At 73.0% G+C, this 11,352-nt stretch carries 10 protein-coding genes; 4 read left to right on the top strand and 6 right to left on the bottom strand.

The window, feature by feature from the left end; all coding sequences use genetic code 11:
- The first annotated feature begins 115 nt into the window (after positions 1–115).
- The 3 genes from CCN51_RS37870 to CCN51_RS37860 all read left to right on the top strand — a co-directional run bounded on the left by CCN51_RS37870 (position 116) and on the right by CCN51_RS37860 (position 3,016).
- Positions 116–922: a M15 family metallopeptidase gene (locus CCN51_RS37870; RefSeq protein ID WP_014174591.1), complete on the top strand. Its 807-nt coding sequence runs from the start codon at positions 116–118 to the stop codon at positions 920–922.
- A 436-nt stretch (positions 923–1,358) separates the two neighbouring features.
- On the top strand, positions 1,359–1,817 hold the full coding sequence (locus tag CCN51_RS37865; protein ID WP_014174592.1) for a Zn-ribbon domain-containing OB-fold protein: 459 nt from the start codon (positions 1,359–1,361) through the stop codon (positions 1,815–1,817).
- Positions 1,814–3,016 carry a lipid-transfer protein gene (locus tag CCN51_RS37860; protein ID WP_014174593.1) on the top strand — a complete coding sequence of 401 codons (1,203 nt, stop codon included), beginning with the start codon at positions 1,814–1,816 and terminating at the stop codon, positions 3,014–3,016. Before CCN51_RS37865 ends, CCN51_RS37860 begins: the two co-directional genes overlap by 4 nt.
- 25 nt (positions 3,017–3,041) lie before the next feature.
- Here CCN51_RS37860 and CCN51_RS37855 read toward each other — a convergent pair whose 3' ends face one another.
- From CCN51_RS37855 to CCN51_RS37835, 5 genes are all read right to left on the bottom strand, one after another.
- Entirely contained in the window at positions 3,042–3,323 is a 282-nt protein-coding gene (locus CCN51_RS37855) for a metal-sensitive transcriptional regulator (RefSeq protein WP_043489401.1), read from the bottom strand.
- A 148-nt stretch (positions 3,324–3,471) separates the two neighbouring features.
- Positions 3,472–4,065 (bottom strand): GTP-binding protein, encoded by a 594-nt coding sequence (locus CCN51_RS37850; RefSeq protein WP_014174595.1) that lies wholly within the window; start codon positions 4,063–4,065, stop codon positions 3,472–3,474.
- Positions 4,046–4,441 (bottom strand): DUF742 domain-containing protein, encoded by a 396-nt coding sequence (locus CCN51_RS37845; RefSeq protein ID WP_014174596.1) that lies wholly within the window; start codon positions 4,439–4,441, stop codon positions 4,046–4,048. Before CCN51_RS37845 ends, CCN51_RS37850 begins: the two co-directional genes overlap by 20 nt.
- 15 nt (positions 4,442–4,456) lie before the next feature.
- Entirely contained in the window at positions 4,457–4,882 is a 426-nt protein-coding gene (locus CCN51_RS37840) for a roadblock/LC7 domain-containing protein (protein ID WP_014174597.1), read from the bottom strand.
- Positions 4,879–7,758 carry a sensor histidine kinase gene (locus tag CCN51_RS37835; protein ID WP_014174598.1) on the bottom strand — a complete coding sequence of 960 codons (2,880 nt, stop codon included), beginning with the start codon at positions 7,756–7,758 and terminating at the stop codon, positions 4,879–4,881. The genes CCN51_RS37840 and CCN51_RS37835 overlap by 4 nt, the downstream gene beginning before the upstream one ends.
- A 363-nt stretch (positions 7,759–8,121) precedes the next feature.
- Between CCN51_RS37835 and CCN51_RS37830 the strand changes: the two genes are divergently transcribed.
- On the top strand, positions 8,122–8,544 hold the full coding sequence (locus tag CCN51_RS37830; RefSeq protein WP_086860618.1) for a hypothetical protein: 423 nt from the start codon (positions 8,122–8,124) through the stop codon (positions 8,542–8,544).
- Positions 8,545–8,600: 56 nt separating this feature from the next.
- On the opposite strand, the gene CCN51_RS37825 is transcribed toward CCN51_RS37830, so the two are convergent.
- Positions 8,601–11,352 (bottom strand): coiled-coil domain-containing protein (locus tag CCN51_RS37825; RefSeq protein ID WP_483883461.1); only part of this gene is annotated, 2,752 nt, incomplete at its 5' end.

Genomic DNA, 11,352 nt, shown 5'->3' with positions numbered 1-11,352 from the left:
AGGCTTGGCGGGGCTTGATCCGGACCGGCCGGGGCTTGTGCAAGGCTTGGCGGGGCTTGATCCGGATCGGCCGGGGCTTGTTCGGGACCCCGCCGCCCTGATATCTGAGGGGGCCATGCCGAGATTCACTGCCGCGCTGCGCGCGCTCGCCCTGCCCTTCGCCGCCCTCCTGGCCGTCTCCGCCTCGCCCGCCCCCGCGCAGGCGCGGGCCGAGTCCAAGGCCCCGAAGGAGTTCGTGGCGCTGAACGACGTGGACCCGACGATCCTTCAAGAGATCCGCTACTACACCCCGCACAACTTCACCGGCCACCGCGTGGACGGCTACCGCGAGCCGCTGTGCATCCTGACCCGCCCGGCCGCCAAGGCGCTGCACCAGGCGCAGCGCTCCCTGTTGCGGCAGGGCTACACGCTCAAGGTGTACGACTGCTACCGGCCGCAGCGCGCGGTCAACGATTTCGTCGAGTGGGCCAAGGACCTCGACGACCAGGCGATGAAGGGGGAGTTCTACCCGGACGTCGACAAGACGCGGCTGTTCGAGGACGGCTACATAGCGGAGAAGTCGGGGCACAGCCGGGGCAGCACCATGGACCTGACCATCGTGAAGCTGCCCGCCGTGCCGACCCGTCCGTACGAGCCGGGCGAGAAGCTGGTGCCATGCTACGCGCCGAAGGACGAGCGGTTCCCGGACAACTCGGTGGACATGGGCACCGGTTACGACTGCTTCGACACCCTCTCGCACACCCTGGACCCACGGATCCAGGGTGCGCAGCGGGCGAACCGGCTGCTGCTGAAGGACACGCTGGAGGGTCTGGGCTTTGTGAATCTGGCCGAGGAGTGGTGGCACTACACCTACAAGCCGGAGCTGTTCCCGGACACCTACTTCGACTTCCCCGTCTCGCACAAGTCGCTGCGCGGAAACTGAGCCCGCGGGCGCGCCCGGTGGGCGGCACGGCTCACAGCCGTCCGCCCACCGGGCCGGCGGAGAGCCGCTGCGCGACGTAGACCGGTGTCTGACCGCGTTCCGTCACCACAAGGCCCCCGACCAACGCGCGGCGGGCTGGGCCTGGGCATCGTGCCCCAACGATGCGTGCGGGTACAGCACCGGCAGGGACCACGCCGCCTGGTATGGGGTATCCCCTGCTCGAAGAGCTTGGGGAAGCATCGGCGCCCGCGGCCTGACCCACCAGCACAAGACCAGACTCGACCGCACCAGCAAAACTTTCGTCATCCGCACGGTCGTCGACGCGGTCCAGCCGCGCCGGGAGGCGTCCTGCGTACCGGGGTTACGTGCCCCGAGGCCGCTGTGCCACACTTCTGACGTACCGTCAGCTAATCGATTCCGCAGTCTGGGAGGCGTTGTGCCGCGCACCCGTACCCCGCTGGTCCCCGGGTGGTTCACCACCGAGGGCGAGGAGTTCCGGCTGCTGGGGACGCGGTGCCGGGTCTGCGGCTCGGTGTTCTTCCCGCGCGAGGACTCCTTCTGCCGCAGCCCCGACTGCGCGTCCACCGAACTGGACGAGGCGCCGCTGTCCCGCCGCGGTCGCGTCTGGTCGTACACCGACGGGCGCTACCGGCCGCCCGCGCCGTACGTCAGCGACCCGGACGCCGAGTGGCAGCCGTACACGCTGATCGCCGTGGAGCTGGCGGCCGAGCGGATGGTGGTGCTCGGGCAGGGCGCGCCCGGGGTGACCCTGGCCGACCTGGCCGTGGGGATGGAGGTGGAGGCGGTCCCCGGGGTGCTGAGCGAGGACGCCGAGCACATCTGGACCACCTGGAACTGGCGGCCCGTCACCTCCGGCAGTGAGGAGCGGTCATGACCGGCGACGGCCGCGACGTGGCGGTGCTGGGCGCGGGGATGCACCCGTGGGGCAAATGGGGCCGCGGCTTCGTCGAATACGGCATGGTGGCCGCGCGCGCCGCGCTGGCCGACGCCGGTCTGGACTGGCCGGCCATCGGGTCCGTGGTCGGCGCGAACACCGTACGGTCCGGCTACCCCGGACAGGTGGCGGGCGCGACCTTCGCGCGGGCGCTCGGCTGGCAGGGGGCGCGCGTGACCAGCGTGTACGCCGCCTGCGCCTCCGGTGCGCAGGCCATCAACACCGCCCGCACCCAGATCCTGGCCGGGCTGGCGGACACCGTGCTCGTCATCGGTGCGGACGCCGCGCCCAAGGGGTTCTTCGCCCCCGTCGGCGGTGACCGGCCCGACGACCCCGACTGGCTGCGCTTCCGGCTGCTGGGCGCGACCAACCCTGCGTACTTCGCGCTGTGGGCGCGCCGCCGGATGGCCGTATACGGCGACACGCCCGAGCAATTCGCGCGGGTCAAGGTGAAGAACGCGGCCGCGGGAGCCGCCAACCCCTACGCCCGCTACCGCACGGCCGTCACCGCCGAGGACGTCGCCGCCTCCCCGGTCGTCGCCGACCCGCTGCGGCTGCTGGACATCTGCGCGACCTCCGACGGGGCGGCGGCGCTCGTGCTGAGCAGCATGGACTTCGCCCGGCGGCAGGGCGTCCCGCGGCCGGTGCGGATCCGCGCGGTCTCCACCGTCACCCCGCGCTATCCGCGCACCGCGCTGGACCTCCCGGACATCGCGACCGACTCGGCGGCGGCCTCCCTGGACCCGGAGCCCGACACCTTCCGCGCCGCCATCGCGCGGGCGGCGTACGAGGAGGCGGGGCTGGGGCCCGAGGACCTGTCGCTGGCGGAGGTGTACGACCTGTCCACCTCGCTGGAGCTGGAGTGGTACGAGGACCTGGGGCTGTGCGGGGCCGGGGAGGGCGCGAAGCTGCTGTGCGAGGGCGCCACCACGCTCGGCGGGCGGCTCCCGGTCAACCCGAGCGGTGGCCTCGCGTCCTTCGGTGAGGCGGTCCCGGCGCAGGCCATCGCCCAGGTGTGCGAGCTGACCTGGCAGCTGCGGGGCCTGGCCGGGGAGCGGCAGGTGGCCGGGGCGCGGGCCGGAATCACCGCGAATCAGGGGCTGTTCGGGCACGGGTCGTCGGTGATCGCGGTCCGCTGAGCGGGCCGACGGGCGTCGGCGCGTGTCAGGCCAGTGACAGGAACAGCTTCTCCAGCCGCGCCCGTGTGCGCTCCTGGGTCTGCGGCCGGGCGCCGTTCTCCTCGGCGAGGCAGTGCTGCAGACCGTTGGCGATGATCGCGAACCCCGCCCGGTCCAGCGCCCTGGACGCGGCCGCCAGCTGGGTGATCACCTCTTCACAGTCCCGGCCTTCCTCGATCATCCTGACCACCCCGGCGATCTGCCCCTGGGCCCGGCGCAGCCGGTTCAGCACCGCGGTCAGCTCCTCGGCCGCCAGCTCCAGCCCCAGTTCCGGCTCCACAGCCCCTCCTTCCAGATACCCGGCGGGCGACCTGCCCGGCCGGAGAAGACCCGAGACACACCACGGCCCGCACCCCGGACGGCGGGGTACGGGCCGTATCGCCGACGCGGCCTGGCGGCGGCTTTGACGACAGACGCTAGCGCCTGGCCGCGGAGGCCATCATCGCGTGCTCGACGACCGAGATGAGCACGCTTTTGACGGATTCCCGCTCCCGGGCGTCGCACAGGATGACCGGTGTGCCCGGGTCGAGGTCGAGCGCGTCGCGCACCGCGTCCTCCGGGTAGCGGTTGGCGCCCTGGAAGCAGTTGACCGCGACCGTGAAGGCGATGCCGCGCCGCTCGAAGTAGTCGACCGCGGCGAAGCAGTCCTCCAGCCGCCGGGTGTCGGCGAGGACGACGGCACCCAGCGCGCCCGTCGCCAACTCGTCCCACAGGAACCAGAAGCGGTCCTGTCCCGGGGTGCCGAACAGATAGAGCACCAGGTCCTCGCGGAGCGTGATGCGCCCGAAGTCCATGGCCACGGTGGTGGTCGTCTTGGCCTCCACCCCCGCGATGTCGTCGACCGGCCGGCCCGCCTCGCTGAGCAGTTCCTCGGTGCGCAGCGGTTTGATCTCGCTCACCGCGCCCACCAGAGTCGTCTTGCCCGCGCCGAACCCGCCCGCCACCAGAATCTTCAGCGTGATGGGGTCAACAACATGAGAGCGGCCCATGTCAGAGTGCCCGTAGACCATTGATCACCTCGCGCAGAATCCTCTCGTCCGGCAGTTCCGCCGGAGGTACGGGCCGGGACACTCGGATGAGTGCCGCGTGCAACAGGTCTCCGATGAGCACCCGGACGACGCCGACCGGCAGGTCGAGTTCGGCTGCCAGTTCGGCGACGGACTGAGGGGAGTCCCGGCTCAGCTCGACGATGTCGATGTGCTCCGGGGACAACGTCTGGTCGGCGACGGGCATGTGGTTGACGCTGTCGGCGACAACCACCGCGATGAGGTCGAGCTTTCCCTCGGCGGCGCTGCGGGTGCGACCCCGTGTCATCGCGTAGGGACGGACCACCGGTCCCGCCGCGTCGTCGAACCAGCGGGCGTCGCCTTCACCGTCTGCGGACATCTCCCCTCTCCCCCGTCACCCGCCGGCTCGAGGCGCGCTGCCCAGATGCACGCCCACCCGCTTGACCAGCAACGTCATTTCGTACGCCACCTGTCCGACGTCCGAGTCGGCGTCGGCGAGCACCGCCAGGCAGCTGCCGTCGCCGGCCGCGGTGACGAACAGGAAGGCGTCGTCGAGCTCGACGATGGTCTGGCGAACCCGCCCGACGTCGAAGTGGCGGCCGACTCCCTTGGCGAGGGAGTGGAAGCCCGAGGCCACGGCCGCCAGGTGCTCGCCGTCCTCGCGGGACAGGTCACGGGATCCGCCGGTGGGCAGGCCGTCGCCCGACAGCACCAGCGCCTTGCGGATGCTGCCGACGCGCCCGACCAGTTCGTCGAGCAGCCAGTTCAGCTCGCCAGAACCTCTCGGCGAGGCGTTCCGTGCTGCGTGCGGTGCGGTCATCGACCGTCCCCCTCATGTGTTGTTCCAGGTGCTGTGTCCGACCCGCCGTTCCCAGTGGCCGTCTGGCGCCGGCCACGCTGCCATCCCCGTTGGAGCGAGGCCATGGTGGCCCGCGCCTGTTCGGCGTCGCGCTCGGGGTCGGTCTCGGCAGGGTATCGGTCCGCCTCGGTCTGCGGAGCGGGGTCGTTCTTCAACTGGGGTGCCAAGCTGGCCTGCCGCACCCGCTTGGGCAGACCGGACGCCGACCGCTGGGCCGGCGCCGAGCGCTCCGGTCTGGTGCGCTCCCCGTTCCAGGCCGCCTGCGCCTGCTGCTCGGGGGCCGGGGCTCGGCCCGCGTTCCAGGACGCGGATCCACCCGGGCCGTCGGCCGGGCCCGGGCCGTCGGAACGGCCCTCCCTCTGGGCCCAGGACGGCTGCTGCGCACTGCTCTGCGGACGGGGTGACTGTCCGCCGTTCCGGGGCGGCTGGCCGCCGCCCTGCTCCGGACGGGCGTGCCGGCCACTGCCCGGGGCGCCCCGTACCGGGCGGCCGTTGTCGGACACCAGCACCGGCGGGACGCGGCGGGGCAGCGGCGCGGGGCCCTGGTCCCGGCCGCCCGGCGCGCCGTCCCGCGCCTGCTGGTGCTGCGCCTCGGGCATCCGCTGATGCGGCACGGGCCCGGTGGGCCTGGCGGCCGCGGACGGCGTCTGCGACAGCCCGCGGGCGCGGAAGATCGCGCCCACTTCGTCGTCGTCCTCGACGGCGTCCTCGGCACCGGCCTGTGCGAGCGGCGCGACGGACGGCTCGAGTTCGACCGGCCCGTCGACCACCGACACCTTGCGGCCCGCCCGGTCGGAGAAGGAGACCGGCGGCTCCTCGACGGCCTGCAGCCTGCTGTCCGGACCCATCCTGACGTCGGAGACGCCGCGCCCGCGGTCCCGGCCGCTCTCGTACGCACCGCTCTCGTAGCTGTCGTCGGCCTCCTGGCCACCCTCACCGCTGTCGGTGAGCAGGGCCGAGGGGATGAGCACGATCGCGGTGGTGCCGCCGTACGGGGAGGGCTGCAGCGAGACCCGTACGCCCTGCCGCTGGGCGAGCCGGCTGACCACGAACAGGCCGAGCCGGTCGGTGTCGGACAGCTCGAACTCCGGGGTCTCGGCGAGCCGCTGGTTCGCCTCCAGCAGCGCGTCGGACGTCATGCCCAGGCCCCGGTCGTGGATCTCCAGCGTGAACCCCTTGGCGACCCGCTCGCCGTGCACCTGGACTGCGGTGTGCGGCGGCGAGAAGACGGTGGCGTTCTCCAGGAGCTCGGCGATGAGGTGGGTGAGGTCGCCGACCGCGGGGCCGTGGACCGCGAGCCGCGGCATGCGCCGGACCTCGATCCGCTCGTAGTCCTCGACCTCGGCGACCGCGGCGCGGACCACGTCCATCAGCTGGATCGGCTTGCGCCACTGCCGGGAGGGGGCCGCGCCGGAGAGGATGACCAGGCCCTCGGCGTGCCGCCGCATACGGGTGGTCATATGGTCCAGGCGGAACAGGTCGGCGAGCTCATCGGTGTCATCGGTGCGCCGCTCCATCGAGTCCAGCAGGGTCAGCTGGCGGTGCAGCAGCACCTGGCTGCGGCGGGCCAGGTTGACGAAGACGTCGGAGACGCCCTGGCGCAGCTCGGCCTGTTTGACGGCCGCCTCGACGGCGGCGCGCTGCAGGGTGTTGAGGGCCAGACCGACCTGGCCCATCTCGTCCTGGCCGAACTCGCGGCGGGGCGCCTCGGTCTCCACGTCGATCTGCTCGCCGGCGCCCAGGCGGCGCATCACGTTCGGCAGCCGCACGCCGGAGGCGTCCTGGGCGTCCTTGCGCAGCCGGGACAGGTCGCGGATCAGACTGCGGCCGATCCTGAACGACACGAAGATCGACACGAGCAGGGCCAGCAGACCGAGGATTCCGGCGGCACCGGCCCTGAGCATGACGTCGTCGGCCACCGGGTCGATGCGCTTCTGGAGGCGGTCGGTGGCCTCCTTGCCCAGCCGGTCGTAGTCGTTGAGCATCGGCTGGGCGGCGGCCTCCCAGTGCTTCCGGTCCAGGACACGGAGCGCGTCGGACGGCTTGGTGGAAGCCATGAGCTTGCCCTCGGCCAGGCGCAGCGCGGCGGGCGCGGCGTTGTTGCGCCGGTAGTCCGAGAAGATCTTCTGCTCGGAGGCGGGCAGGATCGGCAGGCTGGTCTCGTACAGCAGATTGCGCTCGGCGATGAGGTCGGAGATCGCGTGCAGATCCTCCGGGAGCATCTTGCGCGCCGTCAGCGCGGAGACGTACAGCGCGTCCTCGCGGGACAGCGCCTCGCGGGCACGGATCATGGCGACCAGCGCACGGCCCTGCTTGTCCAGGTCCGTGTCGGGCACGGCGTGCAGGGAGCTGCGGAAGGTGTAGCAGAGGTCGACGAGTTTGTTGTAATACTCATATGCCGCCGCGCGGCCGGTGCCGCGGTCCTCCGCCTTGCGGCGCAGGCCGTCCAGGCCCTCGGCCGCCTTGAGAATGGCGGCGAGCTGATCCTCCGAATCGGAGTTCATCATTTCGCGCACATCGCCGTCCGCGGCCGCGTCCCTCAGGACGCCGATGACCTCGTCGGTCTTGCGCTGCAGCGCGTGGAGCACGGGAAGTGCGTCGGCCTGGCGCGGATCGGCCAGGAGGACGAGGGTCTGCCGGCGCTCCTTCTGAATGGCGTGAACGGCCTCCTCGGCCGGCTGACCGGCCTTGTCGATGATGTCGGAGGCGTCCAGGAGCCGAATCGCCTCACGAGTGGTGATCACTGTAGCGAAGGCCCAGATTGCCGTCAGCGAGACAAGTGGCACCAGCAACAGCGCCACGATCTTCCGGCGGATCGATTTCCCGCGAAAGCGCATGGCCTCCCCAACGTCAACCCCGTTGTACGGGGGCGGTGTTCGAGTTCCGACAACAAGCGGCGCGAGCCTACTACTGCCCGTTCGACAACTCGAAGGCATGTCCGCTTGATGCCGGGACCGGTCACCCGGCCACCATCACGAGTTGTCCGGTGATGGGCTGACTTACCCCCCGGCGCCCAACCCTCTTTTGTCGGCCCCAGCAGGCTGGAATGAGTCAACGCTTGGCTGGATTTCCCCTCTCCGAGGGAACCTCCCGCCGCTGTTATTCGTGCACTGAGGGGGCACACTAAGGGGGAATACGACCCATGTCCCGCTTTCTGAAACCGCCGGACTTGGGCAGCCGCTGAAAGGTGTAGGGGCTTCATGGACGCCATGGACAAGGATCGCGACATCCCGCAGCGCGCGGTTCGGCCGCTGTGGACAGAGGAGCCGGCCCGAAGGCGCCGGCTCCCCGATCCGGTCCGTACGGCGGCGGTGCGCGCGGTCATCATCGTCGCGGTGACCCTGGTGCAGGCGATGATCGCGGTGCTGAGCGCGCTGGCGGGCTCGTGGCTGGCCTTCCCCTCGGTGCTGACCACGGTGGGCAGCACGGTTCTGGCCACCTGGGGCGTGCTGGACGTCTGGGTGACGCGGCAGGTGTGGAACCAGCGTTACGGGGTGGTGTCCCGGCCCAGCAGCACCGCGCGGCAGCTGCGCCGGCAGCGCCGCCGGGCCCGCAAGGCGGGGCCGGTCGGCGCGCCCCCGCGGGCCGCGGAGCGCGGGCCGGCGCGGGGGGCGGCGGCGTGAGGGGCGGCGGGCAGCGGCGTGAGGCGTGGGTGGCCGGTTGAGCCCCGCGGCCTTGGCTATCCGGCCGGGGCCTCCGCCGGATCCGGGGCGTCCGGGCGGCGGTACATGCGGGTCGCCGTGATCTGCCCGTGCACCTGGCCGTCCTCCAGGTCCCGCTCGGGCAGCCCCGGCCGCAGATGCTCCTCGACGCTGATGTACTTCAGCCCCGCGCGCAGATCCGCGTCATTGCGCAACCGGATGACCAGCGGGAACTCGGCGAGCGCCGTCGTGTCGAACAGGCCCGTGGTGTAGAGCAGCTGGACGCCCAGCGCATCCGACACCGCCCGCTGAAGCTCCAGCAGATACGTCGCGTTGGCGCGCCCGATGGGGTTGTCGAGGAACAGCGTGCCCGCGTGGCGGTGCCGGTCCCGGCCCCGGTCGTTGCTGCGCAGCGCCGCCATCGTGCAGTACAGGGCGATGGCGGCGGTCAGCAGCTGGCCGCCGGAGAAGACATCGCCCATCTGCCTGACCGGCACCCGCTCGGCCCGCAGCACCGCGTCCGGCTTGAGGATTTCCACGGCCACACCGCGCGGCTGAAGCGCCGCGTGCACCCCGCGCAGCAGCAGCGACATGCCGTCGCGGCGCAGGTCGGAGTTCTTCCGCACGGCGGAACGGGTCGCCTCGTCGATGACCTCGCCAAGCCGCTCGGCGAGCGTCGCCTGGTCCGGGTCCTCGAAGCGGATCCGCAGGAACTCCTGCCCCGACCACTCCCCGAGCCCTTCGGGCAGCCGGGAGAGCCGCTGGGCCGAGCGCAGCGTCGCCAGCGACGACTCGACCAGGCCGCGCAGCCGGTCCACGATGCTGCCCCGGTTGCGCTCCAACTGGGCCAGCTCGTCGGTCAGCACCCGCAGCCGGGGCGCGAACGCCTCGGCCCAGGCCGCGGCGTGCTCCGGCAGGGCGGACGCGGGCAGCTCGCGGATCTGCTGCCGCGCGGGGGTGCGCACCTGCTCGTAACGGTTCGCGTTGGCATGCCGTACGAGCACATCGCTCGCCTCCCGGACGGCGGCCTCGGCCGCCGACAGGTCGCCCGCGCAGCCGCGCAGCGAGCGGCGGGTCTCGGCGGCCGCCTGCCGGGCCTCCGCGAGGCTCCCGGCGTACGCCTCGGGCTGCTGCTCGCCGTCCGCGTCCTGGTGGTCGCGGAGCAGGTCCCGCAGCAGCGCGGCGGTCTCCTCGAAGCCGCCCGCCGCGTCCTCGGCGGCGCGGTGGGCGCGCAGCAGTTCGCTGTGGGTGGTGCGGGCGGTCTCCAGCGCGTCCGTACGGGTGCTGAGTTCGGCGTTCGCCGAGCGCAGCAGCTCCTTGGCCTGCTCGGCGTCCTGCGGGACCATCCCCTCCGGCAGCTCGGTGTGCGCCTCGCCGTCCGCAGGCGCCAGCCGCTCCGCCTCGCCGCGCAACCGGCCCAGCTGCTCGCTCGCCGCCGACGCGCGCGTCTCCATCATGTGCACCAGCGACTCGGCGCGGGCCGCGGCCGCCTGGCGGGACGGACCGTCCGCGCCGTCCGTGCTCTCCAGAAGCTGGGCGGCGCGGGTGCGGACCTTGTTGGTGAGCCGGTCAAGGGTGGCCAGCGCGGCGCTCTCGTCGCTCTCCGCGCGGGCCTGTTCGGCGCGCAGATCGGCGCCGACGCCGACCTTCTCGTACACCTGCGAGGCCGCGCGGTACGCCTCGCGGAGCGCGGGCAGCGAGGCGGTGGGCGGCGCGCCGTCCGCCACGTCGTCGGGCGCGCCCGCGATCTCGGCGCGCTCGGCGCGCAGCGCGCGGGCGGTGCGGTGTGCGTCGTCGGCCGCGCGCTGGGCGGCGCGCCGGTCCTCGTCCGCCGCGCGCGCCCGGTCCACGCACGCCGCGGCCCGCTCCTCGTACTCCGCGGCCTCGTCCGCCAGTTCGCGCAGCCTGGTCTGCCAGGCGGCGCGCTCCCGCAGCCGAAACGCGAGCCCCGCCAGCGCGTCGGCCACCCGGCGGGCCCGCTGCGCCGCCTCCTGCCGCTCATCGCGCACCCGGGCCGCCTCCCCGGCCGCCTCGTCCGCCTCCACCCGCGCCGTACGGGCCTCCGCCAGCTCCCGCTGCGCCTCCTCGGCCACCTCGCGCGCCCGCTCGGCCGCCTCGGCCAGCTCCGCAAGCCGCCCGGGCGGGCAGCCCGTACGCCACGCCGACAGCCGCGCCGCCAGCGCCCGGTCCCCCGCCAGCCGGGCCGCGAGCGCCCGGATCTCCTCGTCCCGCGCGGTGGCCCGCGCCCGCAGCTCCCGCCGCTCGTCGTCGGCGGCCCGCTCGTCGTGCATCGCCGGGTTCGGCGGCACCAGGAACACGCCGCTGTCCTGCGCCCCGGGCGGCGGCGTCGGCGCGAGCAGCGCGGCCGCCGTCCCGACGGCCACGGCGGAACGCGGCAGCAGCGACGCCGTGCCAAGCACCTCGCGCGCCCGCACATGCGTGTCGGGATCGGTGATGACCACCCCGTCGACCAGCTCCGGCCGTGCTGCCAGCACCGCGGCGTGGTCGACGGGGTCCACCGCCTGCGCCAGATACCGCCACCCGGGCAGCGCGGGGATGCCGTGCTCGCCCAGATACTCCACCGCCGCCAGCACATCGGGGCTCGGCGGCAGCAGCCCGCCGTCGCCGAGCGCGCCGAGGATCCGCGCGTCGTCGGCCGCGGCCGTACGCAGGTCGAAGAGCTGCCGCTCGGCGGAGGCGACGCTCTCGTCGAACAACTCCCGCAGCCCGTCGGCGTTCCGGTCCAGCTCCTCAGCGCTCAGCGGCCCCTCAACAACCGCCCGCCGCGCG

The organism is Streptomyces milbemycinicus (genome assembly GCF_002154605.1).
GTDB lineage: Bacteria > Actinomycetota > Actinomycetes > Streptomycetales > Streptomycetaceae > Streptomyces > Streptomyces milbemycinicus.
The sequence above is the reverse complement of the archived record's forward strand: the minus strand, read 5'-3'. Positions and strand labels throughout refer to the sequence as shown.